At 74.2% G+C, this 26,323-nt stretch carries 21 protein-coding genes; 8 read left to right on the top strand and 13 right to left on the bottom strand.

Annotation, left to right across the window (positions count from 1 at the left end):
- Window positions 1–56: 56 nt before the first annotated feature.
- Both ACSLIC_RS22230 and ACSLIC_RS22235 read right to left on the bottom strand, forming a co-directional pair.
- On the bottom strand, window positions 57–464 hold the full coding sequence (locus tag ACSLIC_RS22230) for an NTP pyrophosphohydrolase (protein WP_436739467.1): 408 nt from the start codon (window positions 462–464) through the stop codon (window positions 57–59).
- Window positions 465–529: 65 nt separating this feature from the next.
- Window positions 530–1,468: a hypothetical protein gene (locus ACSLIC_RS22235; RefSeq protein ID WP_436739468.1), complete on the bottom strand. Its 939-nt coding sequence runs from the start codon at window positions 1,466–1,468 to the stop codon at window positions 530–532.
- A gap of 110 nt (window positions 1,469–1,578) precedes the next feature.
- On the opposite strand from ACSLIC_RS22235, the gene ACSLIC_RS22240 reads away from it, so the two are divergent.
- The 5 genes from ACSLIC_RS22240 to ACSLIC_RS22260 all read left to right on the top strand — a co-directional run bounded on the left by ACSLIC_RS22240 (window position 1,579) and on the right by ACSLIC_RS22260 (window position 8,622).
- A complete protein-coding gene (locus ACSLIC_RS22240; RefSeq protein ID WP_436739469.1) occupies window positions 1,579–2,733 on the top strand; it encodes a CapA family protein in 1,155 nt (384 codons plus the stop codon).
- A 350-nt stretch (window positions 2,734–3,083) separates the two neighbouring features.
- Window positions 3,084–5,318, top strand: a complete 2,235-nt coding sequence (locus ACSLIC_RS22245) for a HAMP domain-containing protein (protein ID WP_436740446.1) — start codon at window positions 3,084–3,086, stop codon at window positions 5,316–5,318.
- 7 nt (window positions 5,319–5,325) lie between these two features.
- Window positions 5,326–7,047 (top strand): poly-gamma-glutamate synthase PgsB, encoded by a 1,722-nt coding sequence (gene pgsB, locus ACSLIC_RS22250; protein WP_436739470.1) that lies wholly within the window; start codon window positions 5,326–5,328, stop codon window positions 7,045–7,047.
- On the top strand, window positions 7,044–7,526 hold the full coding sequence (locus ACSLIC_RS22255) for a poly-gamma-glutamate biosynthesis protein PgsC/CapC (protein ID WP_436739471.1): 483 nt from the start codon (window positions 7,044–7,046) through the stop codon (window positions 7,524–7,526). Before pgsB ends, ACSLIC_RS22255 begins: the two co-directional genes overlap by 4 nt.
- 25 nt (window positions 7,527–7,551) lie before the next feature.
- Window positions 7,552–8,622: a C40 family peptidase gene (locus ACSLIC_RS22260; RefSeq protein ID WP_436739472.1), complete on the top strand. Its 1,071-nt coding sequence runs from the start codon at window positions 7,552–7,554 to the stop codon at window positions 8,620–8,622.
- Between the two features lie 100 nt (window positions 8,623–8,722).
- Here the strand turns inward: ACSLIC_RS22260 and ACSLIC_RS22265 are convergent, their stop codons facing one another.
- From ACSLIC_RS22265 to ACSLIC_RS22285, 5 genes are all read right to left on the bottom strand, one after another.
- Window positions 8,723–10,855: a 3-hydroxyacyl-CoA dehydrogenase NAD-binding domain-containing protein gene (locus tag ACSLIC_RS22265; RefSeq protein WP_436739473.1), complete on the bottom strand. Its 2,133-nt coding sequence runs from the start codon at window positions 10,853–10,855 to the stop codon at window positions 8,723–8,725.
- Window positions 10,852–12,072, bottom strand: coding sequence for a thiolase family protein (locus ACSLIC_RS22270; RefSeq protein WP_436739474.1), 1,221 nt, complete (start codon window positions 12,070–12,072; stop codon window positions 10,852–10,854). The genes ACSLIC_RS22265 and ACSLIC_RS22270 overlap by 4 nt, the downstream gene beginning before the upstream one ends.
- Window positions 12,073–12,254: 182 nt before the next feature.
- Complete coding sequence (locus tag ACSLIC_RS22275) at window positions 12,255–13,553, bottom strand: HRDC domain-containing protein (RefSeq protein WP_436739475.1); 1,299 nt, start codon at window positions 13,551–13,553, stop codon at window positions 12,255–12,257.
- Window positions 13,554–13,630: 77 nt separating this feature from the next.
- A complete protein-coding gene (locus tag ACSLIC_RS22280) occupies window positions 13,631–14,293 on the bottom strand; it encodes a response regulator transcription factor (RefSeq protein ID WP_003951582.1) in 663 nt (220 codons plus the stop codon).
- 230 nt (window positions 14,294–14,523) lie between these two features.
- A complete protein-coding gene (locus ACSLIC_RS22285) occupies window positions 14,524–15,201 on the bottom strand; it encodes a DUF3000 domain-containing protein (protein ID WP_436739476.1) in 678 nt (225 codons plus the stop codon).
- A 123-nt stretch (window positions 15,202–15,324) separates the two neighbouring features.
- Between ACSLIC_RS22285 and hemE the strand changes: the two genes are divergently transcribed.
- Entirely contained in the window at window positions 15,325–16,389 is a 1,065-nt protein-coding gene (hemE, locus tag ACSLIC_RS22290) for a uroporphyrinogen decarboxylase (protein WP_436739477.1), read from the top strand.
- A gap of 51 nt (window positions 16,390–16,440) precedes the next feature.
- On the opposite strand, the gene ACSLIC_RS22295 is transcribed toward hemE, so the two are convergent.
- Both ACSLIC_RS22295 and ACSLIC_RS22300 read right to left on the bottom strand, forming a co-directional pair.
- Complete coding sequence (locus tag ACSLIC_RS22295) at window positions 16,441–17,820, bottom strand: FAD-dependent oxidoreductase (protein ID WP_436739478.1); 1,380 nt, start codon at window positions 17,818–17,820, stop codon at window positions 16,441–16,443.
- A gap of 65 nt (window positions 17,821–17,885) precedes the next feature.
- A complete protein-coding gene (locus tag ACSLIC_RS22300) occupies window positions 17,886–18,896 on the bottom strand; it encodes a DUF4349 domain-containing protein (protein WP_436739479.1) in 1,011 nt (336 codons plus the stop codon).
- Between the two features lie 160 nt (window positions 18,897–19,056).
- Here ACSLIC_RS22300 and hemG point away from each other — a divergent pair, with 160 nt between their 5' ends.
- Both hemG and hemQ read left to right on the top strand, forming a co-directional pair.
- Window positions 19,057–20,529, top strand: coding sequence for a protoporphyrinogen oxidase (gene hemG, locus ACSLIC_RS22305; RefSeq protein WP_436739480.1), 1,473 nt, complete (start codon window positions 19,057–19,059; stop codon window positions 20,527–20,529).
- A gap of 4 nt (window positions 20,530–20,533) precedes the next feature.
- Entirely contained in the window at window positions 20,534–21,250 is a 717-nt protein-coding gene (hemQ, locus tag ACSLIC_RS22310) for a hydrogen peroxide-dependent heme synthase (RefSeq protein WP_436739481.1), read from the top strand.
- Between the two features lie 13 nt (window positions 21,251–21,263).
- Here hemQ and ACSLIC_RS22315 read toward each other — a convergent pair whose 3' ends face one another.
- From ACSLIC_RS22315 to ACSLIC_RS22330, 4 genes are all read right to left on the bottom strand, one after another.
- Window positions 21,264–22,907, bottom strand: coding sequence for an alpha/beta hydrolase (locus ACSLIC_RS22315; protein ID WP_436739482.1), 1,644 nt, complete (start codon window positions 22,905–22,907; stop codon window positions 21,264–21,266).
- A gap of 135 nt (window positions 22,908–23,042) precedes the next feature.
- Window positions 23,043–24,374: a multinuclear nonheme iron-dependent oxidase gene (locus tag ACSLIC_RS22320; protein WP_436740447.1), complete on the bottom strand. Its 1,332-nt coding sequence runs from the start codon at window positions 24,372–24,374 to the stop codon at window positions 23,043–23,045.
- 325 nt (window positions 24,375–24,699) lie between these two features.
- The gene (locus tag ACSLIC_RS22325) at window positions 24,700–25,413 is read right to left on the bottom strand and encodes a peptidyl-tRNA hydrolase (protein ID WP_436739483.1); all 714 of its coding nucleotides are present in this window, start codon (window positions 25,411–25,413) and stop codon (window positions 24,700–24,702) included.
- Between the two features lie 30 nt (window positions 25,414–25,443).
- On the bottom strand, window positions 25,444–26,322 hold the full coding sequence (locus ACSLIC_RS22330) for a polysaccharide deacetylase family protein (protein ID WP_436739484.1): 879 nt from the start codon (window positions 26,320–26,322) through the stop codon (window positions 25,444–25,446).
- Window position 26,323 lies beyond the last annotated feature (1 nt).

Consider the following 26,323-nt stretch of genomic DNA (forward strand, 5'->3'; position numbering starts at 1 on the left):
CGGAGACGGGCGCGGGGGCTCCCCGCGCACCTCCCCCACCAAGGAGCCGGCCCCGCTCATCCCGCCCCGCGTACCGCCCTCGGCCCCACCGACCGCGCCCCGTGCGCCGCGACCCGCTCGCGCAGTTCGCGGTCGGCGGTCACCACCACGCACTCCTGGCGGGGGGCGGCCGAGGCGGCCACCGCCACGATGTGGTCGTCCCCGCCGCCCGGCGCCGACTCCACCCGCACCCCCGGCACAGGCTCCACCCCGCGCGCGGCCCCCTCCACCACCAGCACCACCTCGACCGGCCCCGCGACCCCGGGCACGCCCTCCTCGGCCACCCGCACCAGCCGGTCCCGCAGCCGCTCGGCCGCACCCCGCCGGTCCCGCCACCACCCGTCGGGCACGGACCCGACGACGTTGGCGCCGTCCACGACGAGGAGGGGGCGGGGGCCGGCTGCTTCGGCGGGGTCGGTCTCCATGGGGTCATCCTGCCGGGCGCGGGCGGCGGTGCCCAGCCGTGTCCGACGCGCACGGGCCGTCCGGGTCAGCCCCGGGCCCACCGGTCCGTCACCTCCGCGAGGACCCGCGCCGTGCGCCGCGCGGCCTCGCTTCCGGGCTCGCGTGGCCCCGGCGCGAGTTCCAGATGGAGGAAGGGGAGGCCCGCGTCGTCGGCCGCCCGGCCCTGCACATTGGTACGCCCGGCCAGCGGGCACCGGTGTGTCCAGGCCCGGCAGACCGACAGGCCGCGGCGTTCGAGGGCGGTGGCGAGCGCCCGGGCCTCGGCGCGGCCGTGGTCGCCCCGCCCGGTGGAGACGACCGCGTCGCGGCCCGGCGCCGAGCCGGGGGCGAAGCCGTGCAACTGGACGGCGGGCACCTCGCGGGCCACCAGGCGCTCGGCGGCGGCGTGGAAGAGCGTGTCCGTCCGGTGGGCGACATCGGCCGTGTTCCCCTCGCCGGAGCGCCGGTGCGCCCCGGCCAGCAGCAGCGCTCCGCCTTGTGAGCCGCGTACGCCGACGACCCCGAGCCGTTCGGTGTGCCGGTCGGCGACGGGGTGGGGGACCTGGACGGACCAGCGGAGCGGGGTGTCGGCCGGCAGGTAGTACCGGCCCCAGCCCCGGGCCCGTTCGCGGGAGGGGGAGGCGTCGGCGAGTTCGGTGAAGCGCCGGCCGCTCGGGGCGTCGCGCAGTTCGCGCACCCGGTACCCGGTGGCGTCCAGCAGCGCCGTGGCGCGCGTGAGGTCACCGTCGAGCAGGGCGTCCAGGCCGTCGGCGAAGCTCGCCCGGTCCTCGGCGGAGGGCGGACGGTACCCGCCGCGTTCGCTCAGCCGCGACGTGAACTCCTTCACACGCGCGTCCAGGTCGACCGTCGCCACGGAACCGGCCGCGCCCCGCCGCACCCCGGAATCCAGCGGCCCGGAGGGGGTCCCGGCGGCGACGGACACGAGAGCGCCCACACAGGTCACCAGGGTGCCGATGATCAACATGCGCGCAATCGTTATCTTCCAGGTACGTTCACCACTCATAGCTGTATGAAGATATCCGGGTGCTGAAACGCCCTTGTCGCATATTGATCGCCGGGTCCGCCTTTCTGGCGATGGTGTCCACCGTCGCCGGCTGTGGACCGGGCTCCGAGGAGCAGGCCGACGCGCGTGGCGGCGGACGTTCCTTCACGGTGGCGGCGGCGGGCGACATCCTGATCCACCCCCAGCTGACCGACCAGGCCAGGCTGGACGCCGCCACGACCGGCAGGGGTGAGGCGGGCATCGACTTCGGGCCGGTCATGGCGGGCATCCGCCCGGTCGTCAGCAAGGCCGACCTCGCCATCTGCCACTTCGAGCCGGTCGTCGGCGAACCGGAGGGGCCGTTCGCCTCCTATCCCGACTTCCTGGTGCCCCCGCAGATCACCACCGCGGTGAAGGAGACGGGCTACGACACCTGCTCGACCGCCTCCAACCACACCCTCGACCACGGGCCGGCCGGGGTGCGGCGGACCCTGGACGCCCTGGACGCCGCGGGCGTGCGGCACACCGGCTCCGCGCGCACGGCGAAGGAGGCGGGCAAGCCGCTGATCACCGAGGTGCAGGGTGTCAAGGTGGCCCAGCTCTCCTTCGCCTTCGGCTTCAACGGGCGCGAGGTCCCCGCCGACACCCCCTGGATCGTCAACAAGACCTCCTTCAAGGCCATCCGTGACGCCGAACGCGAGGCGCGCGACGCGGGGGCGGAAGCGGTCGTCCTCAGCATCCACTGGGGCCGTGAGCACCACCCCAATCCGAGCAAGTCGCAGCTGAGCCTCGCCCGTCGGATCGCCGGGGAGACCGGCGTCGACCTGGTGATCGGCCACCACGCCCACGTGGTGCAGCCGATGGAGAAGGTCGACGGCACCTGGATCGCGTACGGCCTCGGCAACCAGCTCGCCCGGCACGACGTCCCCACCGGACTGACCGAGGAGGGCATCATCGGCTGGTTCGAGTTCCGCGAGAGCGGCGACGGCTGGGACGTGGCCGCGAAGTACGTCCCCACCCTCGTGGACATCCCGCCCTACGTGGAGGAGGGCGACAAGCCGGCCAAGGGCGCGGTCGCCGCGCACCGGCTGGTCGATGTCGCCGCCGCCCTGCGCGACGGCGACGACCTCACCGAGGAGCAGCGCGCCCGCTACCGCCTCGCCTACGAACGCACCCAGGGCACCGTCCTGAACCGCGGCGCCGCCAAGGACGGCGTGGAGCCGCTGGAGCCGGCACCCGAGGGGTGAGCCCGCGGGCGGGCTGCCGAGCCCCGCCCGCGCCGGCCGGAACGCACCACGCGAGCGGTCCGTACGTCCGTACGAGCCGCTCGCGTGGTGTGTTCCGGGCCGTGCGCGACGGTGGCCAACCGTCACCCGGCGACTCCTGCCAGTGATCTTCGCGGGCGTTCGGCGCCCGCTCTGACCTGCGTGGATCGACGTAGGTCACATTTCCTTCACTGCATACAACCCTTTTCCGCACCCGCGGGTCATGGACCTTCGGATCGCACATCCGTGCGCTCCTGAGTTCTTCTTGGAGAGGAGCCCTCGTGGCCGCTTCGACCGCGAAGCGGCGGCACAGAGTCCGCCGACGGGCCGACATGTCCCTGCTGGGCGGCATCCGGCCGCCGATCGCCGTGCTGTCGGTCCTCCTGCTCGCCCTCGCGGCCCTCTCGGCGTTCTTCCTCGGAAGGATGCAGGACGAGGGGCAGCCGAAGGCGGTGCTCACCTCCCAGCAGCACGTCTCGGAGGACGGCGCCATCGCGATGCGCGCCTCCCTCGACGAATCGGTCACCGACCTCACCCGTGCCGCCGGACTCCTCAACGCCGCCGACCCCGTTCCCGCCGACGCCGCCCTGGACAAGCTGGGCAACGTCTACCAGAAGTGGCTCGGCACGGCGGTCATCGAGATCAAGTCCGGCACGCTGCTCGCCGCCCGCGGCGAGAGTCTGCCGCTGACCGTGATCGACCGGGCCAAGCTCTCCGAGGAGGACGGGCTCGCCCCGCGCATGGTCCGCCTCAAGAGCGGCGAGACCCGGCTGCTGACCTTCGCCGTCCTGGACTGGGACGGACGCCCGCAGCAACTCCTCGTCGCCTCCAGCGCCCTGAAGTTCCCCGGCGTCAGCCTCGGCGACTTCCGCGCCATCGCGGTCATCGACCAGTCGGGCGAGATCCTCAGCCAGGACGGCGTCGCCGAACCGGAGCAGCTCCTCACGGACGCCCAGCGGGAGGAGGCCGAGCAGACGCAGAAGCAGCTGGGGGAGTTCGCCGCCCAGGCCCTCGAGAAGTCCCGCCAGCACCCCGTCACCTCCAAGGAGCCCGGCTCCGGCGGCTTCCTCGGAGTCAGCGGCAGCCTCGTCGGGGACAGCTACCGCGGCGACCGCTCGGTCGGCGGCTACGCCACCCTCGCCGCCCCGCAGGCGGGCGGCTCCACCCCCGCCACCTCACTGGGACTGACCGTCGTCTCCCTGGTCAAGGTCGCCGAGACCCCCAGCATCGTCGGAACCCCCGCCTTCGGCCTGGCGGCGGCCGCCGCCCTCCTGGTCGTCGGGGGCGTCGCCGTCGCCCTCCTCCTGGGCACCGTGCAGCGTCCGCTGCTCCGCCTCTTCCTGGAGGGCCGCCGGCTCAGCCGCGGCGACCTCGCCCGCCCCGTCACCGTCCCCCGCTACGGTGAGGCGGCCCGCATCGGCACCGCCCTGGAACGGCTGCGCCGCCAGCTCCTCGGCGAACCCGCGGACGAGCAGGCCGGGGCCAGGCGCTCCCGGCGCACCCGCATCGGCAGCCGCACCCTGATCGCCCTCTGCGCCGTACTGCTCCTCGCCTGGTCGGCGCCGCTGGTGCTGCTCCTGAACCGGGCCGGGGAATCGGTCGTCGTCCCCCAGCAGATCGTCAACGACCAGCGCGAGCGCACCGACACCCTCTCCGACCGGGTCCGCCGCGCGCTCAACGAGGGCCACGCCGACCTCGTCTCCGTCGCCTCCCTGATCGGCGACCGCACCCGGCCCGAGGAGATGACCAAGGTCCTCCAGCGCACCACGGCCGAGCACAATCGCTACTCCTCGCTCTACGTCCTCGGCACCGACGGCCGCGTCGTCGCCCGGACCGGGGAGAAGCCCCGCACCGCCGGTGCGGGCCCCTCCGGGGAACCCGTCCGGCTGCGGTCCACCGAGGACACCACCCCCGTCGTCGTCGGCACCGCCGAGATCCCCGGGCGCGACGGTACGGCCGTGGTCGGCGAGTTCCGCATCGACTTCCTCAACTCGCTGCTCAAACGGCCCGGTCTCGGGGACGTCCGGCTCGTGGACGACGAGGGCCGTGTCATCGGCGGCAACACCGGCTACCGGGCGTTCCAGGACCTCCCTGCCGACCGGCTCAAGACCCTGGTGCGCGGCAGCGGCCAGAAGGTCGGCATGAGCCCGCGTCCCAGCGGCATCCTCTACCGCGACGGCGGCGACATCCAGATCGCCGCCTCCGCGCCCTTCACCGGCGGCGGCGCGGCGGGCGAACTCGGCTGGTCCGTCGTCAGCTGGCGGCCGGCCGCCGGGCTCGCCATCCCCGAGTACTCCATGCAGAACCGCACGGTGCTCGCCGGCCTGCTCGGTGTGACCGGCGCGGCGGCGTGCCTGGGCTGGCTGTACATCGTCGTCGTCCGCCCGCTGCGCCACCTCACCGGACAGGCGGAGGCCCTCGCCGACGGCGACCGCAGGACCGTGCTCTACCCGCGCCACCACGACGAGGTCGGCGCCGTCACCCGCAGCCTGGAACTGCTGAGGCAGTCCCTCCAGGCCCAGCCCCGCAAGCGTGACGGCGAGAAGACCCTCGCCGGAAGGAACTGAACCGACCGTGCTCTTCCTCTACTGCGTGCTCGTGGTGTGCGGGGGCGTGCTGCTGACCGCAGGCGTCATCGAGCAGCGCCGCCACTTCACCAACCTCGAACACATCCCGTCGCGGGTGCTGGTCAACGGCATCCGCGGCAAGAGCTCCATCACCCGGCTCTGCGCCGGAGCGCTGCGCGGCGGCGGCCTCACCACCGTCGCCAAGACCACCGGCACAGCCGCCCGCTTCATCCACCCCGACGCCACCGAGGAGCCGGTCTACCGCAAATTCGGCATCGCCAACGTCGTCGAGCAGATCGGCATCGTCCGCCGCGCCGCCACCTACCACCCGGACGCCCTGGTCATCGAGTGCATGGCCGTCATGCCGGCGCTCCAGGAGATCAACCAGTCCAAGCTGATCCGCTCCACCATCGGCGTCCTGTGCAACGTCCGCGAGGACCACCTCGCCGAGATGGGCCCGACTCTCGACGACGTCGCCCGCTCGCTCTCCCGCTCCATGCCCGAGGGCGGCATCTGCGTCACCGCCGAACAGGACCGCTTCCACATCCTCCAGGAGGAGGCGGACGCCCGGGACTGCAAGCTGGTCTACGCCGATCCCGAGACCGTCACCGACGAGGAACTGCGCGGCTTCAGCTGGTTCACCTTCAAGGAGAACGTGGCCATCGCGCTCACCGTCGCCGAACTCCTCGGCGTGGAACGCGAGACCGCCCTCCAGGGCATGTACGAGGCCCCGCCGGACCCCGGCGTCCTCTCGGTGGAGCGCTACACGACCCACGACGGCAAGAAGCTCCGGTTCGCCAACGTCTTCGCCGCCAACGACCCCGAGTCGACGCTGATGAACATCAACCAGCTCCTCGACCTCGGCGCCGTCCACCGCCCGCTCAGCGTGGTCATCAACTGCCGCCCCGACCGGGTCGAGCGCAACGGCCAGATGGGCGAGATCATCCCCGAACTCGAACCCGAGCAGGTCTTCGTCATCGGCCACCCGGCCAAGAGCGCCATCGACGCGATCCCCGCCGCCTGGCGCTCCCGCGCCGTCGACCTCGGCGGCGACCGCCGCGACCCCGAGGAGTTCATGGCCGAACTCCTCGGCCGGCTGGGGCCCGACTCCTCGCTGGTCGCCATCGGCAACATCCACGGCCAAGGCGAGCACCTCCTGGAGCACCTCGCCGAACTCCCGCCGGACGACTCCGACCCCGACGAGGACCAGGCCGGCCCCGGCGCGCCGAGCCGGGACACCGCCGACGCCCCCGAGCAGGACCAGGAACCCCCGGCGAGCCGCACCGGCGAGCTGTACGTCCCGCGCATCGACCCGTACCAGAGCTACCCGGAGTCCTACGAGGCCCGGTACGGCCCCCAGCAGCCCCCGCCCCCCGGCCTCGGCGCATCCCCGCAGTGGCCCGGCCACGAAGGTCCCGGCGGGCAGTCCGGCCCAGGCGGCCCCGGCAACCCGCCCGCGGACCAGCACCACCAGCAGGCGCCCGGCCAGGACCGGCACCCCGGACCGCGCCAGGCCCAGCAGCCCGCCCGCCCCCGGGGACTCTTCGAGCCGGTGCGCCCGCCCGAGCCGGGCGGCTCCCCGCAAGGCCCGCCGCCCAGCACGCCGTTCGGCCAGGGCCGCCGCGCCGCGGCCCCCGGCCACCGCGGGCAGGACCGCCCCGCCCAGACACCCCCGCCAGCCCCCCGAGACGACAACACCTCGGGGTACCGCCCAGGAGAGAACCGTTGATCCCCGCCGTCCTCACCCCCGAGATCGCCGCCGTCGGCATCGCGATCGGGCTGCTGTTCTCCCTGGTCTGCTACCTCACCACCAACCTCTCCCCGGGCGGCATGATCACCCCCGGCTGGCTGGCCCTGACCCTGGTGGAGGACCTCCAGCGGGCCGCCATGGTCGTCGGCGTCACCGCCCTGACCTACGCCTGCACCCTGCTCGTGCAGCGCTTCGTCATCCTCTACGGCAAGCGCCTGTTCGCCGCCGTCGTGCTCACCGGTGTCTTCCTCCAGGCCACCGTCATGATCGTGCTCTCCATCGAGTTCCCGCTCATGTACGCCAACCAGACCCTCGGGTTCATCGTCCCCGGCCTCATCGCGTACCAGCTGGTGCGCCAGCCCAAGGGCGCCACCCTCATGGCGACCGGCTCGGTGACGCTGATGGCCTACGTCGTCCTCACCGCCGGGATTCTCCTCGGCGTCATGCCCGCCGCCTGACCGCCCGCGCCCCAGGAGCCCAACCGTGCCCAAGAAGAAGAAACGCCCCGTCCTGCACACCGCGACCGTCCTCTCCCTGATCGCGGGCAGCGCCTACCTCACCTACGAACTCCGCGCCGAGGAACAGGCGAAGGCACCCGCGGTGCAGGCCGTCACCGACACCCCGCTGCTCCAGTCCAGCACCGGCAAGGAGACCGGCCGGCAGAGCTGGGAGCGGCTGAAGAACCCAGCCCGCTCGGTGCTGCGCGGTGAGGGCGGCGAGGTCGTCGCCACCTTCACCGACGCCGCGCGCACCGCCACCCTCAAGGGCCCCAGCCGTACCTTCACCGAGCCGGCCAACACCACGTCGCGCGTGGTCACCGAGGACTGGGTGCGGCTCATGCCCGAACCGTGGCGGCAGGGCGCCGAGAAGGAGAAGTGGTTCAAGGACTGGTTCAAGCAGTACTTCGGCAGCGAGGAGGACGACGTCTTCGCGATGGCCTTCCAGTACGTCCAGGGCGCACCGGTCAAGAAGGACGACGAAGGCATCGCCTACATGGGCGACGCCGCCTTCGGCCCCCTCAACCCCGACGGCAGCGAGGGCAACGACCTGCGCGAGGAACTGTCGGACTTCTACGACTACCTCGGCATCCCCTACACCTTCCGCGACAACTCCACCATCCAGCCCGAGGCCAAGCGGGCCCGCGCCGTGGACTGCTCCGGCTACATGCGCCTGCTCTGGGGTTACCGCGCCCGCTACCCCCTGATGTCCTCCGACGGCTCCGGCGACGGCCTGCCCCGCACCGCCAACGGCATGGCCCGCGCGGACATCGGCGCCGACGTCATCAAGCTGACCGGCGTCGGCGCCGAGGCCCGGCCGCAGAACATCGACGTGCTCCAACCCGGCGACCTCGTCTTCTTCAAGCTGGACGCCCGCACCAAGGAGCGCCTCGACCACGTCGGCATGTACCTGGGCAACGACTCCGAGGGCCACCGCATCTTCATCTCCAGCCGCGAGGAGGTCAACGGCCCCACCATCGGCGACAAGGGCGGCACCTCCCGCCTCGACGGCAACGGCTACTACGCCAAGACCCTGCGCAGCGCCAAGCGGCTCTGAGCGCGCCGCACACACCGAAGGGGCCGTGACCGGGGAATCCTCCCCGGTCACGGCCCCTTCCGCTCACCCCGTCACCGGGGCGCGCGTCGGTTCCCGTGCCTTACGCGGGCACGCTCGCCACGCCCGGTGCCAGGAACGGCTTGCCGTTGACGCGCTCGGCGACGCCGGCCCGGTCCAGGTACGGCGTGATGCCGCCCAGGTGGAAGGGCCAGCCGGCGCCGGTGATCAGGCACAGGTCGATGTCCTGCGCCTCGGCGACGACGCCCTCGTCCAGCATGAGGCCGATCTCCTCGGCGATCGCGCCGGTGACCCGCTCCAGGACCTGCTCCTCGGTGAGGACGGTGTCGCCCTGCTTCAGCAGCGCGGCGACCTCCGGGTCCAGCTCGGGCTTGCCCGAGTCGTAGACGTAGAAGCCGCGCTTGCCGGCCTCGACTACCGCCTTGAGGTTCGGCGAGACGGTGAAGCGCTCCGGGAAGGCGCCGTGCAGCGTCTCGGAGACGTGCAGGCCGATCGCCGGGCCGACCAGCTCCAGGAGGACCAGCGGCGACATCGGCAGGCCGAGCGGCTCGACGGCCTTCTCGGCGGTGGCCACCGGGGTGCCCTCGTCGATGATGTTCTGGATCTCGCCCATGAAGCGGGTGAGGATGCGGTTGACCACGAACGCCGGGGCGTCCTTGACCAGGACCGCGGTCTTCTTCAGCTTCTTCGCCACACCGAAGGCGGTGGCGAGCGAGGCGTCGTCGGTCTGTTCGCCGCGGACGATCTCCAGCAGCGGCAGCACGGCGACCGGGTTGAAGAAGTGGAAGCCGACGACCCGCTCGGGGTGCTTCAGCTTCGAGGCCATCTCGCTCACCGAGAGCGAGGAGGTGTTGGTCGCGAGGATCGCGTGGGCCGGGGCGACCGCCTCGACCTCGGCGAACACCTGCTGCTTGACGCCCATCTCCTCGAAGACGGCCTCGATGACGAAGTCCGCGTCCGCGAAGCCCTCGGCCTTGTCGAGCACACCGGAGACCAGGCCCTTGAGGCGGTTGGCCTTGTCCTGGCTGATGCGGCCCTTGCCGAGCAGCTTGTCGATCTCGGCGTGGACGTAGCCCACACCCTTGTCGATCCGCGCCTGGTCGATGTCGGTGAGGACCACCGGCACCTCCAGGCGGCGCAGGAAGAGCAGCGCCAGCTGCGAGGCCATCAGGCCCGCGCCGACCACACCGACCTTGGAGACCGGGCGGGCCAGACTCTTGTCGGGGGCGCCGGCGGGACGCTTGGCGCGCTTGTTCACCAGGTTGAAGGCGTACAGGCCCGAACGCAGCTCACCGCTCATGATCAGGTCGGCGAGCGCCTCGTCCTCGGCGTCGTAACCGGCCTGGAGGTCACCGTCCTTGGCGGCGGCGATGATGTCCAGCGCGCGGTAGGCGGCCGGGGCCGCGCCGTGCACCTTGGAGTCGGCGATCGCGCGCCCGCGGGCGACGGCCTCGTCCCAGGCGGCACCCCGGTCGACCTCGGGACGGGAGACCTCGGTGTCGCCGTTGAGGACGGAGGCCGTCCAGGCCAGCGACTGCTCCAGGAAGTCGGCACCCTCGAACAGGGCGTCGGCGATGCCCAGTTCGAAGACCTGCTTGGCCTTGAGCTGGCGGTTCTGGTTGAGCGAGTTCTCGATGATGACCGAGACGGCGCGGTCGGCGCCGATCAGGTTCGGCAGCAGCGTGCAGCCGCCCCAGCCGGGCACCAGGCCGAGGAAGACCTCGGGCAGCGAGAACGCCGGGACCGCCTTGGAGACGGTGCGGTACGAGCAGTGCAGACCGACCTCGACGCCACCGCCCATCGCCGCGCCGTTGTAGTAGGCGAAGGTCGGCACGGCCAGCGCCGCGAGCCGCTTGAAGACGTCGTGGCCGCCCTTGGCGATGGCCACGCCGTGCGCGTGCTCCTTCAGCAGCTCGACGCCCTTGAGGTCGGCGCCGACGGCGAAGATGAACGGCTTGCCGGTGACACCGACGCCCACGACGGAGCCCTCGGCGGCCTCCTTCTCGACCTGGTCGATCGCCTTGTCGAGGTTGGCGAGCGACTGCGGGCCGAAGGTGGTCGGCTTGGTGTGGTCCAGGCCGTTGTCGAGCGTGATGAGCGCGAAGCGCCCGGCGCCCGCCGGCAGGTCCAGGTGGCGTACGTGCGCCTGGGTGACGACCTCGTCCGGGAACAGCTCGGCCGCGCCCTTCAGGAGTTCGGCGGTAGAGGTGCTCACTTGTTGCCTCCGGTGAAGTGCGGGTTCTCCCAGATGACCGTGGCGCCCATGCCGAAGCCGACGCACATCGTGGTCAGGCCGTAGCGGACCTCCGGCTGCTCCTCGAACTGCCGGGCCAGCTGCGTCATCAGGCGGACGCCCGAGGAGGCCAGCGGGTGGCCGTACGCGATGGCGCCGCCGTACTGGTTGACGCGGGCGTCGTCGTCGGCGATGCCGTAGTGCTCCAGGAAGGCGAGCACCTGCACGGCGAACGCCTCGTTGATCTCGAAGAGACCGATGTCGTCGATGGTCAGACCGGCCTGCTTCAGCGCCTTGTCGGTGGCCGGGATCGGGCCGTAACCCATGACCTCCGGCTCGACACCCGCGAAGGAGTACGAGACGAGACGCATCTTGACCGGCAGGCCCAGCTCGTTCGCCACGTCCTCGGCGGCGAGCAGCGAGGCGGTGGCACCGTCGTTGAGACCGGCGGCGTTGCCCGCGGTGACCCGGCCGTGGGTACGGAAGGGGGTCTTCAGCGCGGCCAGCGACTCCAGGGTGGTGCCCGGGCGCATCGGCTCGTCGGCGGTGGCCAGGCCCCAGCCGGTCTCGCCGGCCTCGGCGTTGGTACGGCGGACCGACACCGGCACCAGGTCCTGCTGGATCTTGCCGTTGGCGTACGCCTTCGCGGCCTTCTCCTGCGAGCGGACCGCGTACGCGTCGGCGCGCTGCTTGGTGATGGTGGGGTAGCGGTCGTGGAGGTTCTCCGCGGTCATGCCCATGAACAGGGCCGACTCGTCGACGAGCTTCTCGGAGACGAACCGCGGGTTGGGGTCGACGCCCTCCCCCATCGGGTGGCGGCCCATGTGCTCGACACCGCCGGCCACGACCACGTCGTAGGCGCCGAAGGCGATCGAACCGGCCGTCGTGGTGACGGCCGTCATGGCACCGGCGCACATCCGGTCGATCGAGTAGCCCGGCACCGACTGCGGCAGCCCGGCGAGGATGCCCGCCGTGCGGCCCAGCGTGAGGCCCTGGTCGCCGATCTGCGTGGTGGCGGCGATGGCCACCTCGTCGATCTTCTTGGGGTCCAGGTCCGGGTTGCGGCGCAGCAGCTCCCGGATCGCCTTCACGATCAGATCGTCGGCACGGGTCTCGTGGTAGATGCCCTTGGGGCCCGCCTTGCCGAACGGGGTGCGGACGCCGTCGACGAAGACGACGTCCCGGATGGTACGAGGCACGATGGCTCTCCTCCAGGGTGCGGGGTGGCACTGCTGCGCGGCGCGCCGGAACGCGCGGCGATACCGCCATGCTACTTGCGGGTAACCAAGCTGCCCAGCCCCCCTGGCCACAGCGGCGAAGCTCACACGCGAACGGTCCCCCGACGCAGGGCGTCAGAGGACCGTCAGGCCGTCGCGTCGGGCTACGCGGCGGGCGCGTCCAGCGCCTCGACCAGCAGCGGGGTCACCTGCTCGATCTGCCAGGGCCGGGCCCCGTACCCGGCGAGCGCGGCCGAGACCGCTTCCGGCCCGTGGTGCGCCGGAGGCTCCCAGCACAGCCGCCGCACCGTGTCGGGGGTGATCAGGTTCTCCTGCGGCAGCCGCAGCTCCTCGGCGCGCGCCGAGATGTCCGCGCGGGCCTTCGACAGCCGCGCGGCGGCCGCCGGGTCCCGGTCGGCCCAGGCGCGCGGCGGCGGCGGCCCCGACGGGGCGGCGCCGGGCTGCGGCAGCTCCGTCTCGGGCAGCGCCCGCGCCCGGTCCACGGCGCTCTGCCACTGGTCGAGCTGGCGCCGGCCGGCCCGCCCGCTGAAGCCGCGCAGCCGCCCGAGCGCCTGCACGTCCACGGGCAGGGCGAGCGCGGCCTCCACGATGGCCGCGTCGGGCAGCACCTTGCCCGGGGAGATGTCGCGCCGCTGGGCGATCCTGTCCCGGGTGTTCCACAGCTCCCGCACCACCGCGAGCTGCCGGCGGCGGCGCACCTTGTGCATGCCGGAGGTCCGCCGCCACGGGTCCTTGCGGGGCGGCGCGGGGGGAGCGGCGGCGATGGCGTCGAACTCCTGGTGCGCCCAGTCGAGCTTGCCCTGCCCGGCCAGCTCCTCCTCCAGCGCGTCGCGCAGGTCGGCCAGGAGCTCCACGTCGAGTGCCGCGTACCGCAGCCACGGCTCGGGCAGCGGGCGGGTCGACCAGTCGACCGCGGAGTGGCCCTTCTCCAGCGAGTAGCCGAGGACGTTCTCCACCATCGCGCCGAGCCCCACCCGGGCGAACCCGGCGAGGCGCCCGGCCAGCTCGGTGTCGAAGAGGCGCCGCGGGACCATGCCTATGTCGCGCAGACACGGCAGGTCCTGGGTGGCGGCGTGCAGCAGCCACTCGGTGTCCTCGACGACCTGCCCGAGGCCGGAGAGGTCGGGACAGGCCACCGGGTCGATCAGCGCCGTCCCCGCGCCCTCGCGGCGCAGCTGCACGAGATAGGCACGCTGCCCGTAGCGGTAGCCCGAGGCACGCTCGGCGTCGACCGCCAGCGGACCGCTGCCGGCCGCGTACCGTGCCACCGTCTGCGCGAGCGCCTCCTCGGAGGCGACCACTTCGGGCACCCCCTCGCGCGGCGCCAGCAGCGGGACCGGAGCCGGGAGGGCGACCGGTGGCCTGTCCGCGTCGGACGGGCTCGGCGGCTGGGACGGGTCGAGCGGCGAGGGGTCGGCTGCGGTCTCTTGGGCGTCGGTCACCGGTCAAGGGTATCGGTGTACACGCCGCGTCCGCCGACGGAACGTTCCCCCCGGCGGACGCGTGCGTACGAGGCGGATCAGTGGATGATGCCGGTACGCAGGGCCACCGCGACCATCCCGGCGCGGTCCCCGGTGCCCAGCTTGCGGGCGATCCGGGCGAGGTGGCTCTTGACGGTGAGCGCGGACAGGCCCATCGAGACGCCGATGGCCTTGTTGGACTGGCCCTCCGCCACCAGCCGCAGCACTTCGACCTCGCGGCCGGACAGTTCGCGGTAGCCGCCCGGGTGGCTCGGGGCACCCGGGGGGCGGCGGTGCATACGGGCGGCGGCGGAGCCGATCGGGGCGGCGCCGGGGCGGGTGGGGAGCCCGATGTTGGTACGCGTACCGGTGACGACGTACCCCTTGACGCCGCCGGCGAGGGCGTTGCGCACCGCGCCGATGTCGTCGGCGGCGGAGAGGGCGAGGCCGTTGGGCCAGCCCGCCGCGCGGGTCTCGGAGAGCAGGGTCAGTCCCGAACCGTCGGGAAGGTGGACGTCGGCGACGCAGATGTCGCGCGGGTTGCCGACGCGGGGGCGGGCCTCCGCAATGGACGATGCCTCGATGACATCGCGAACGCCGAGCGCCCACAGGTGGCGGGTGACCGTGGAACGGACACGCTGGTCGGCGACGACGACCATGGCCGTCGGCTTGTTCGGGCGGTAGGCGACCAGGCTTGCGGGCTGCTCGAGAAGAACGGACACCAGGCCTCCTGAAGGGGATGGCGGGACGGGGCCGGCTCGGGGAAGAAGCCGGGGCGATCCGTGCTGACTAGGTCAATGAGGTCTTCGGCAGCATTGGACACGTCCTTTAGGGAATGATCACGATCTGGTGACCCGCGGGTGCCCGCAGGCGAACGCCCGTGCGCCCTTCCGGCGGACGAGCCCGGGTCCTCGGCCACGCGTACGAGTCACGTCGGCTCCGCCCGGCCCTCTCACCCCTGAGGCCGCGGGCCCCGCCGCTGGGGCAGGGAGACCACCGACGCGTCCGTCGCCGCCACCGGCGGCAGCCCCCCGATGCGGGCCAGCAGGTCGGACCAGGCCGCCAGGTGACCGGCGGTGTCGGGCGCGCCGGCGGGGCCCTCCTGGGGCGTCCAGGAGGCGCGGATCTCGATCTGGGAGGCGGGGCGACGGGCGGAGAGGCCGCCGAAGTGGTGCGAGGAGGCGCGGGTCACCGTGCCGCTCGGCTCCCCGTGGACCAGGCCCCGGGCCTGGAAGGCGCCGGTCAGCCAGGACCAGCAGACCTCCGGCAGCAGCGGGTCGGCCGCCATCTCCGGCTCCAGCTCCGCCCGCACCAGCGTCACCAGGCGGAATGTGCCCTTCCAGGCGTCGTGCCCGGCCGGGTCGTGGAGCAGCACCAGGCGCCCGTCGGAGAGGTCCTCGCCGTCCTGGACCACCGCGGCCTCCAGCGCGTACGCGAACGGCGCCAGCCGCCGGGGCGGGGGCGTCGCCTCCACCTCGATCTCCGGGCGGAGCCGGGCCTCCTCCAGCGCGCGTACCGCCGCGCGGAAGCCCGGTGGCGCCTCGTCCGCGCCGGCCCCGGGCCCTCGCGCGCCCCCCGTGCCGTCCGTGCCGTCCGTGCCGTCCGATAGGTGTCCCTGAGCCGCAGCCATGCCGGGAAGGTTAAGGGGAACGGAGCCCGTGCGCAGGGAGGACACCCGGCCGGGTGCGCTCGCGCGCCGCGGCGTCCGGAGCCTCCCGGCGAGGTCGCCGCCCGCTCGTGCGAGACTTCAGGGGTGAGCGCCAACGACCGCCCGACGGGCCAGCCGACCGCAACCCACGACTCCGCCTTCCTCAAGGCGTGCCGGCGTGAGCCGGTGCCGCACACCCCGGTGTGGTTCATGCGCCAGGCGGGACGCTCACTGCCCGAGTACCGAAAGGTCCGCGAGGGCATCGCGATGCTCGACTCGTGCATGCGTCCCGAGCTGGTCGCCGAGATCACGATGCAGCCGGTCCGCCGCCACCGCGTCGACGCCGCCATCTACTTCAGCGACATCGTGGTCCCGCTCAAGGCCATCGGCATCGACCTCGACATCAAGCCGGGCATCGGCCCCGTCGTCGAGCAGCCCATCCGCACCCGCGCCGACCTGGCCCGGCTGCGCGACCTGACGCCCGAGGACGTCTGGTACGTCACCGAGGCCATGGGGCTGCTCACCGCCGAGCTGGGCGCCACCCCTCTCATCGGCTTCGCCGGCGCGCCGTTCACCCTCGCGAGCTACCTGGTCGAGGGCGGCCCCAGCCGCAACCACGAGCACACCAAGGCGCTCATGTACGGCGACCCGGAGCTCTGGGCCGACCTCCTCGACCGCCTCGCCGACATCACCACGGAGTTCCTCAAGGTGCAGATAGAGGCCGGCGCCTCCGCCGTCCAGCTCTTCGACTCCTGGGTCGGCGCGCTGGCCCCGGCCGACTACCGCCGCTCGGTCATGCCCGCCTCCCGCAAGGTCTTCGACGCCGTCGCCGGGTACGGCGTGCCGCGCATCCACTTCGGCGTCGGCACCGGTGAGCTCCTCGGCCTGATGGGCGAGGCCGGGGCCGACGTGGTCGGCGCCGACTGGCGGATCTCGCTGGACGAGGCGTCCCGCCGCATCGGTCCGGGCAAGGCCGTCCAGGGCAACCTCGACCCGGCCGTGCTCTTCGCGCCCACCGAGGCCGTCCGCGCCAAGACCGGCGAGGTGCTCCAGGCCGCCGAAGGGCTGGAGGGCCACATCTTCAACCTCGGCCACGGCGTCTTGCCCGACACCGACCCCGACGCCCTGACCCGCCTGGTCGAGGACGTCCACACCCGCACAGCGCGCTGACCTCCGACCGGTGCCGTCCGGCCCGCCACGGGGCCGGCCGGGACCGGGAGTTCAGCCCGCGCCGTCCGCCCGTACCGCCTGCGTCGCCTTGCGGGCCGCGACCAGGACCGGGTCCCACACGGGGGAGAACGGCGGGGCGTAACCCAGGTCGAGCGCCGTCATCTGCTCGACCGTCATCCGGGCCGTCAGCGCCACCGCCGCCACGTCCACCCGCTTGCCGGCGCCCTCGCGGCCCACGATCTGGGTGCCCAGCAGCCGCCCGGTGCGCCGCTCGGCCAGCATCTTCACCGTCATCGGCGCGGCCCCGGGGAAGTACCCGGCCCGGCTGGTCGACTCCACGGTCGCCGTGACGAACTGGAAGCCGGCCTCGCGCGCCTCCGCCTCCAGCAGCCCGGTCCGGGCGATCTCCAGGTCGCAGACCTTGCTGACGGCCGTGCCGACGACACCGGGGAAGGTCGCGTAGCCCCCGCCCACGTTGGTGCCGATGACCTGGCCCTGCTTGTTGGCGTGGGTGCCGAGCGGGAGGTGCCGCTGGCGGCCGGCCACCAGGTCCAGCACCTCCACGCAGTCGCCGCCCGCCCAGATGCCGGTGTGGCCGCGTACCCGCATCCCCTGGTCGGTGAGAAGGCCCCCGAAGTCGCCCAGCGGCAGTCCCGCCGCCTCGGCCAGCTCCGTCTCCGGGCGCACGCCGATGCCCAGCACCACCACGTCCGCCGGGTACTCGGCGTCCGAGGTGACCACGGCGCAGGCGCGACCCGCCTCGTCGGTGCGGACCCCGGTCACCTCGGCCTCGTCGACCAGCTCGATGCCGAGCCCGGTGACCGCCTCGCGCACCAGCTCGCCCATGTCGGGGTCGAGCGTCGCCATCGGCTGCGGGGCCCGGTTGAGCAGCGTCACCTCGTAGTCGCGCCGCAGCAGCGCCTCCGCCATCTCCACGCCGATGTACCCGGCGCCGACCACCACCGCGCGCCGCCCCTTCGCCTCCCGGAGGGTGTCCAGCAGGGCCTGCCCGTCGTCGAGGGTCTGCACGCCGTGCACGCCGGGCGCGTCGATGCCCGGCAGCGGCGGGCGGACCGGGCGGGCGCCGGTGGCGATGACCAGCTGGTCGAAGCCGGTCCACACCTCCTGCCCGTCCGGCAGCCGCCGTGACCTGACCCGGCCGCCGGCCACGTCGATCCCGGTGACCTCGGTCCGCATCCGCAGATCGATCTGGCGCGCCCGGTGCTCCTCCGGCGTCCGTGCCACCAGCTGGGCGGGACCGTCCACCTCGCCGCCCACCCAGTACGGGATGCCGCACGCCGAGTACGAGGCGTGGTGCCCGCGTTCGAAGGCGACGATCTCCAGCGCCTTCGGGTCCTTGAGCCTGCGCGCCTGTGACGCGGCGGACATCCCGGCCGCGTCCCCACCGATGACCACCAGTCGCTCTCTCATGCCGCCACGCTACGCGGGCGGACGCCGTCCCGGCCGGTGGCCACCGGCCGGGACGGCACGCCGGCTCAGTCCCGCTCGGGCCGCGCCGCCGCTACGGCCGCTTCCGTGCCGGAGCCCTCCGGCCCGCCGTCCGCGCCCCCGTCGGCTCCCCGCGCCACCGGCGTGGCGGCCGTACGCCGCAGGCGGCGCGTCAGCCGCCAGGCGAGCAGGACCAGGCCGAGCACCAGGACGAAGGGCAGCGCCGCCCCGGCCACCACGGTCAGCCAGCGCAGCGTCGCCACCAACGCCGACCAGCCGCCCGAGAGCGCGTCGGTGAAGGTCGGGCCGTCGTCCTCGTCCGACTCCGTCTGCGCCGCGTGCGAGGTCAGCTGGAGGGTGACCGTCGCCATCGAGGTGCGGTCCTTCAGCGAGGACTGCCGGGCCAGCAGCGCCTCCAGCTCCGTCTGGCGGCTGCTCAGCTCGCCCTCCAGCGACACGACGTCGCTCAGCTTCTCCGCCCGCTCCATCAGCTCCCGGACCCGCGCCACGCTGGCCCGCTGCGACTTCAGGCGGCTCTCGACGTCCACCACCTCCTCGGTGACGTCCTGGGCGCTGGTCCGCCGGGAGACCACCTCGCCGCCCTCGCCGAGCGAGTCCAGCACCGCGTCGTACCTCTCCTGCGGCACCCGCACCACCACCGTGGACCGCTCATGGTCCTGGGAGTCGCGCCGGGTCGACTCGTCGCCGACGTAGCCGCCCGCGCCCTCGACCACCGACCGGGCCGAGGCCAGGGCGGAGGGCACGTCCTTCACCCGCAGGTGGAGTTCGGCCGTCCGGATCAGGTGGACGCCCTTCAGTGAGGGCGCCCCGCCCGTCGCCTCGTCCCCCGGGCCCCGCCTCGCGCCGTCCCGCTGCTCCTCGGCCTGGCCGCCGCCCGCCCCGTCCGCCGCCGTGGGCGCGGCTGCCCGATCCGGCGAGGACGACGCCGAGTCCGACCCGGCCGAGCACCCCGCGAGACCCAGGACCGCCCCGGCCAGCAGCACCGCTGCCCGCCGCCCGGCCACCCGGTGGCCACTCGCTCCCCGCATCCGGCTCATCCGCCGCCCCCTCGTCGTTCCCGCGCCGCCCTTCGCAGGCGCCTGTGCCGCTACGACGCCGCCGTGCACTGGTGGGTTTCGCCTCCCGGGTCGCGAACGGGTAACACCACCGCGCCGACCCGGCGGCCTGGGGCCCCACCCGGTTTGAGAGAGTGGCCCCATGCGCGCGGAAACAGACGGAAACCCGACGGGAGCGGGCGGCGCGAGCCCCCGCGTGGTGGTCGTCGGAGGCGGCATCGCGGGCCTCACGGCCGCGCTGCGTCTGCTCGACGCCGGAGCCGACGTCACCCTCCTGGAAGGCTCCGACCGGCTCGGTGGCAAGCTCCGCACCGGCGAGATCGCCGGCGTCCGCGTCGACCGGGGCGCCGAGTCGATGCTGGCCCGCCGCCCCGAGGCGGTGGGCCTCGCCCGTGAGGCCGGACTCGCGGACGCCCTCCAGCCCCCCGCCACCGCCAGCGCCTCCCTGTGGACCCGCGACGCCCTGCGCCCCATGCCCAAGGGCCACGTCATGGGCGTCCCCGCCGACCCGGCCAGCCTCGCCGGGGTCCTCTCCGAGGAGGGTGTCGCCCGTATCGCCGAGGACCGCACCCTGCCCCGCACCGAGGTCGGCGAGGACATCGCCGTCGGCGAGTACGTCGCCGCCCGCGTCGGCCGCGAGGTCGTCGACCGCCTCGTCGAGCCCCTCCTCGGCGGCGTCTACGCCGGCAACGCCTACCGCATCTCGCTGCGCGCCGCCGTCCCCCAGCTCTTCGCCGCCGCCCGCGAGCACACCTCCCTGACCGAGGGCGTCCGCGCGATCCAGGCCCGCACCGCCGCCGACCCGCGCACCGACCCGGTCTTCATGGGGATCGACGGCGGCGTCGGCCGCCTCCCGCTCGCCGTGGCCGACACGGTCCGCGCCCGGGGCGGACGCATCCGCACCGGTACGCCCGTCACCGGCCTCGCCCGCACCCCCGGCGGCTGGCGCCTGACCACCGGCACCCCCGCCGCGCCCGAGGCGCTGGACGCCGACGCCGTGCTCCTCGCCGTGCCCGCCCCCCAGGCCGCCCGGCTGCTCGCCGCCGAACTGCCCGCCGCCTCGGCGGACCTCGCCGAGATCGAGTACGCCTCGATGGCCCTGATGACCTTCGCCTTCCGCAGCGAGGAGGCCGACCTGCCGCAGGGCAGCGGCTTCCTGGTCCCGCCGGTCGACGGACGCACCGTCAAGGCCGCCACCTTCGCGGGCCGCAAATGGCGGTGGATCGCCGAGCAGGCGCCGGGGCTCCACATCGTCCGCACCTCGGTCGGCCGCCACCGCGAGGGGGAGATCCTCGGCCGCGACGACGCCGAACTCCTCGACCTGGCCCGCCGCGACCTCGACGCCGCCACCGGCGTCGCCGCCGAACCGGTCGACGCCCACGTCACCCGCTGGGACCAGGGCCTGCCGCAGTACCCGGTCGGCCACCTCGCCCGCGTCGCCCGCGTCCGCGACCAGGTCGCCGCAGTCCCCGGCCTCGCCCTGTGCGGCGCCGCCTACGACGGTGTCGGCATCCCGGCCTGCGTCGCCTCCGCCACCGAAGCGGCCCGCCGGATCCTCGCGCCCCGCCCGGAAGGTGCCCCGGAGTCGGGCTCGTTCGGGCACGCGGGAGAATGACCCCATGAGTGCTGCTTCCGAGAAGATCCCCAACGCGGGCAAGAAGGCCAAGGACCTCAACGAGGTCATCCGCTACACCCTGTGGTCCGTCTTCAAGCTCCGCGACGTGCTCCCCGAGGACCGGTCCGGCTACGCCGACGAGGTCCAGGGCCTGTTCGACGAGCTCGCCGCCAAGGACGTCACCGTCCGCGGCACCTACGACGTCTCCGGTCTGCGCGCCGACGCCGACGTGATGATCTGGTGGCACGCCGAGACCGCCGACGCCCTCCAGGAGGCGTACAACCTCTTCCGCCGCACCCGCCTCGGGCGCGCGCTGGAGCCGGTCTGGTCGAACATGGCGCTCCACCGCCCCGCCGAGTTCAACAAGTCGCACATCCCGGCGTTCCTCGCCGACGAGACCCCCCGCGACTACATCAGCGTCTACCCGTTCGTGCGCTCCTACGAGTGGTACCTCCTCCCCGACGAGGAGCGCCGGGCGATGCTCGCCGACCACGGCAAGATGGCCCGCGGCTACCCGGACGTCCGCGCCAACACGGTCGCCTCGTTCTCCCTCGGCGACTACGAGTGGATGCTCGCCTTCGAGGCCGACGACCTGTACCGCATCGTGGACCTGATGCGCCACCTGCGCGGCTCCGAGGCCCGCCGCCACGTCCGCGAGGAGGTGCCCTTCTACACCGGGCGCCGCAAGTCCGTCGCCGACCTGGTCGCCCAGCTCGCCTGAACCGTGGCGCGCCTCACCGGGCCGCCGGGGCCCACCCGGCGACCCGGGGGAGCGGCGGCCGACCACCGCGGTCGCCGCTCGGGCCCGCCTCCTGCGACTCCGGCTCCGGGGCGGGCCGGGCGGCGCAGTCGGTGTCCCGCCCGGGGACCTTCCCCTCGATCAGGTAAGCCTCCAGGTGCCGGTTGACACAGGCGTTCGGCCCGCCCGCCAGCCCGTGCGTGCCCGCGCCCCGTTCGGTCACCAGCGAGGCGTCCGGCAGCCGCCGCCGCAGCGCCAGCGCCCCCGCGTACGGGGTCGCCGCGTCCCGTTCCCCCGCGAGGATCAGCACCGGCGGCAGCTCACCCGGCCCCACCCGCACGTCCGTCGGCGTCTGCCGGGGCTGCTTCCAGTACGCGCACGGCAGGTTCAGCCAGGCGTTCTCCCACGTCTCGAACGGCGCCCGGCGGGCCAGCGCGGTGTGGTCGCGGTCCCAGGTCTCCCAACGGGTGGGCCACGGCGCGTCGTTGCACTCCACCGCCGTGTAGACGGCCCGCGCGTTCTCCGCCCCCACCCGGCCCTCCTCCAGCGGCGTCGCCAGGTTGACCAGCGGCTGCGGATCACCCTTCAGATACGCCGCGAGCGCCCCGGCGTGCGAGGGCCAGTAGTCCTCGTAGTACCCGGCCCGCAACATCACCGCCTGGAGCTGCGCCGGGCCGACCTCGCCCCCGGCCGGCTCCGCCGCCAGCTTCTCGCGTGCCCGCCGGTACCCCGCCAGCACCAGGGCCTCGTCGGTGCCCATCCCGTACGCCGCGTCGTGCGAGGCGATCCAGCGCCTGAAGTCCGCCCACCGCTCCTCGAACGCCGCCGACTGCGCCAGGTTGTTCCGATACCAGACGCGTGAGGGCGAGGGGTCGACCGGCGAGTCGAAGACCATCCGCCGCACGTGCGAGGGGAAGAGCTTCGCGTACAGCGCGCCGAAGTACGAGCCGTACGACGCCCCCATGAACGTCAGCTTCCGCTCACCCAGGCCGGCCCGCAGCACGTCCAGGTCCCGCGCGTTGTTCAGCGAGTGGACGTGCCGCAGCCGCTTTCCGCCGCGCTCGGCGCACCCCCGCGCGTACTCCTCGGCCTCGGCGATCCGCTCCGCCTTCTGCTCGGCGGTCGGATGCTCGGGAGCCTGCCACGTCCCGTCCGGGTTCTCGCGCGGGTCCCGGCAGGAGAGCGGCGCCGACCGGCCGACCCCGCGCGGCGCGTACCCGACCAGGTCGTAGGCCGAGCCCAGCCGCTTCCACTCGGGGAAGATCCCCACCAGCGGGAAGAGCATCCCCGAGGTGCCGGGCCCGCCGGGGTTGAAGACCAGCGCGCCCTGCCGTTCGCCCGCCGGACCGGATGCCTGGGCCCGGCTCACGGTCAGGTCGATCTGCGCGCCGTCCGGCCGCGCGTAGTCCAGCGGGACCCGTACCGTGCCGCACTCCAGCGACCGGGGCAGCCCCTCCTCGTCCGGGCACCGCCCGAACGCGATCGGGGTCCGCGCCGCCCGCTGGGCCGCGAGCGCCACCCCGCGCTCCTCGGCGCCGCCGGGCGGGGCCGCGGCGCCGGCCGCGGGGGCGTGGGGGAGGGCCGTGAGCGGGGAGAGGAGCAGCGCCCCGGCGGCGGTGAGGATGAGCGGCGCTCGCATCGCGTCCCTTTCGTCCGGCCGATGAACGGCAGAAGGGATGATCCGCACGGCGTTCCGCCCGGGGCAAGCACCGGGCGGCGTGTCGGGCCGACCCGCTCGGTTCGGCCCAACACGCCCCCGCCGGTGGCGCCGCGCTCAGCGCCCCAGCAGCGCGAAGCGGGCCGCCCGTGCCCAGCGGGCCCACGGCCTGCCGACCAGTGACGCGCGGCCCGACCGCTCGATCCACCAGTCGCGCAGCTCCCGCCGGGCCACGCGCCCCTCGGGCGGGTCGTGCCGCAGGGTGTGCAGCGCGAAGGCGAGCGCGTCCCGGCGGTGCCCGCCGGTCAGTGGGCGGCCCACCGCGTAGCGCAGGAAACGCGGCCGGTACGTGTCGCCCAGGATGCGGGGCAGCTCCGGGGCGAGAAGGGCCACGACGGAGCCGCGCTTGGCTGTCAGCATCCGGCTCTGCACCCGGAGCCGCCCCCGGTCGAACCCCTCCGGCGCCGGGGTCCCCGCGACCAGTGCCGACAGCAGCGCCGTCTGCCCGAGGGCCAGCCGAGTCCGGGCGGCCTCGTCCACCGCCCGGGGGAGGGACGGCGCCGCCCGCCCGGCCCCCGACGCCGGTACGACCCCGGGCCGGGCCCCCGCCCCGGCGGGGGCCCGGACGGCCGCCGCCACCGTCCGGCCGATCTTCGCGACCTCCGCCTCCAGCTCGGCCGCCGAAGGGAACCGCTCGTCCCGCTCCAGCAGCACGCCCGGCGGCCGCACCCGCGACGCCAGCTCGGCCAGGACCGCGAGGACCGGCTCCGGCACCGGATGGGCGTGGCTGTCGTGCCACACCCCGTCGCGCTCGAACCCGCCCGCCACATGGACGTACGCCAGCGCCTCCAGCGGCAGCGCGTCGAGGGCGGCTGCGGGGTCCTCGCCCTGGTTGACGTGGTTGGTGTGCAGGTTGGCCACGTCGATCAGCAGCCGCACCCCGGTCCGGTCGGCCAGCTCGTAGAGGAACTGCCCCTCCGTCAGCTCCTCGCCCGGCCAGGAGAAGAGCGCCGCGATGTTCTCCACGGCGAGCGGTACGGGCAACTGGTCCTGGGCGATCCGCACGTTCTCGCAGAGCACCGCGAGCGCCTCCCGGGTCCGGGGGACCGGCAGCAGGTGCCCCGCCTCCAACCGGTCCGACGCCGTCCGCTCCCCGCCCGCCCTGACGAACGCGATGTGTTCGGTGACCAGCGGCGACCCCAGTACCTCGGCCCGCTCGGCCAGCGCCGCGAGCCGGACCGGGTCGGGCCGCTCCGCGCCCCCCAGCCCGAGTCCGACCCCGTGCGGCACCACGGCCACACCGCGCTCCCGCAGCCGCCGCAGGGAGTCGGGGAGGTGACCGGGGCAGACGTTCTCCGCCACCACCTCCACCCACTCGATCCCCGCCATCGCCTCGACCGCGTCCGCGATCGCGGGCCGCCAGCCGATCCCCGTCCCCAGCCGTCGCATCGCGAGCCGTTCCACGCGACTTCCCCCCTCCAGGACGCCCCCGTGTCCTGCGGCCACCCTGCCCGGCGCCGGCCCGGCCCGGAACCGTACCCGGCCCTCTTCAGAGCAGGATTTGAGCTTCGCCACCGGATGAAGGGCGTCCGCCGCCCCCCGATCCCGGCCTCGGCGGTGCTTGCGCTCCGAGGCTCTGCCGGGCGGGACGCCCCGCAGTGAACGGACCGACCACCCACCCGGAGCGGCTGACGTCCCAGCGGTTCCCCGTCCGCTTCCTCGGCCCGCCCTGACGCACGGCGAGGGGCCGCGTCCGGGGGGCGGGAGCCGCCCCTCACCTCAGCAGTGCGGGATGCTCCGCCACCACCGTGCACGACCCGGGCGCGATCTCCGTGAACCCGGCGTCCCGCACCACCGGCAGCCCGCTCGCCGCCAGCTCCTTCCAGCGCCCCACGGCGGCGGTCCGCACCGCAAGCGGGAACCCCCGCCCGCGCCAGGCGTCGCGCTCCGCCCCCGACAGCCGCCACCAGGCGAGCTGCGCGCCGTGCCCCGCCTGCGCCATCGCCTTCCCCGCCGACATGCGCACGTCCGGGTTGAGCCAGAGCACCGGCACACCGGGCGCGGGCTCCGCCGGCTCCTCGGGGTCCGCCAGCTCGGTCCCGGACACCTGGAGCTTGGCCAGCTCCTTGGGCCAGCCGTCCAGCGGCACCGGCGGGTAGACGCGCACCTCGGCGCCCCCGTCCCCGACCGTGATCCCCGGGAGCGCGGCGGCCTTGCGCCACTCCGCGCCCCGGGCCCGCCGCACCACCTTGCGGATGCGCGCGTCCTGCCAGTCCCGCACCGCCCGCGCCCACTCGCCCTCCCCTTCGGAGCGGGGATCGCTGAGCAGCGTCAGGACGGCGCGGGCGGCCGTCTCCAGCGCGTCGGTGAGGGCTGGCGGCTCGGCCCGCTCCAGCCGGACGACGAGCGGCAGGACGGACTGGGGCGCCTCGTCGCGGGCGGCCGGCTCGTCACGGAAGGGGCTGTCAAAGGGGGGTTCGCTGGTCACGGCCCCAGTCTGCCAAACGGCGGAACTCCCTCACCCCTTCCGCGAAGCCGCCCCGATCAGCTCGGACACCTTCACGAAGCGGTACCCCTGTTCGCGCAGCGCGGGCACGATCCGGCGCAGCGCGCGCTCGGTGGTGGGCGCCGCGCTGCGCGTGCAGTGCATGACGACGACCGAGCCGGGCCGTACCCCGTCCAGCACCTGCTGCGCCACCGCGTCGGCGTCGGTGGCGAAGGCGTCCCCGCTGACCACGTCCCACTGCACGGCGGTCACCCCGGCCCCCGAGACCGCCCGCAGCGCCGCGTCGTCGTAACACCCGCCGGGGAAGCGGAAGTAGGGCATCGCCTTGGGCACACCGGCCGCGCGGAAGGCGGTGTACGCCCGCTCCACGTCGGCCCGCATCTCGCTCGCGGCGACCCGCGGCAGGCCGTAGCAGTCGCCGGTGAAGGCGTGGTGGCTGTACGAGTGGTTGGCGATCTCGAAGAGCGGGTCGGCACCGATGGCCCGCGCCTGGTCCGGGTACTCCTCGGCCCACCGCCCGGTCATGAAGACGGTGGCGGGCACCTTCAGCCGGCGCAGGGAGGTGATCAGCTCCGGGTGGTCGAAGCGCTCGCCGCCCGCCGCGCGCTCGCCCTGGTCGGCCGTCATGTCGGCGTCGAAGGTGAGGGCGACGGTCTTGTCGGCGTTCCGGGGCCCGTTGGCGAAGACCGGGGTGAGGCCGCCCGGGCCGGGGGCCAGTGTGGGGGGCGCCGCCGGGGCGGCCGGAGAGGCGGAGTGCGAGGCGCGGGGCCCCGGCGCGGTGCCGTGGGGGCCGGGGGAGGACTGGCCGCACCCGGCCGTCGCACCGAGCGCCATCAGGGCGCCCAGCGCCGTGCCGGTCCGGACCTTCGCCTTGCGCACCTTGCTGATCACG

Origin of the sequence: Streptomyces sp. BBFR102, assembly GCF_051397025.1 — a bacterium.
Classification (GTDB): Bacteria; Actinomycetota; Actinomycetes; order Streptomycetales; family Streptomycetaceae; genus Streptomyces.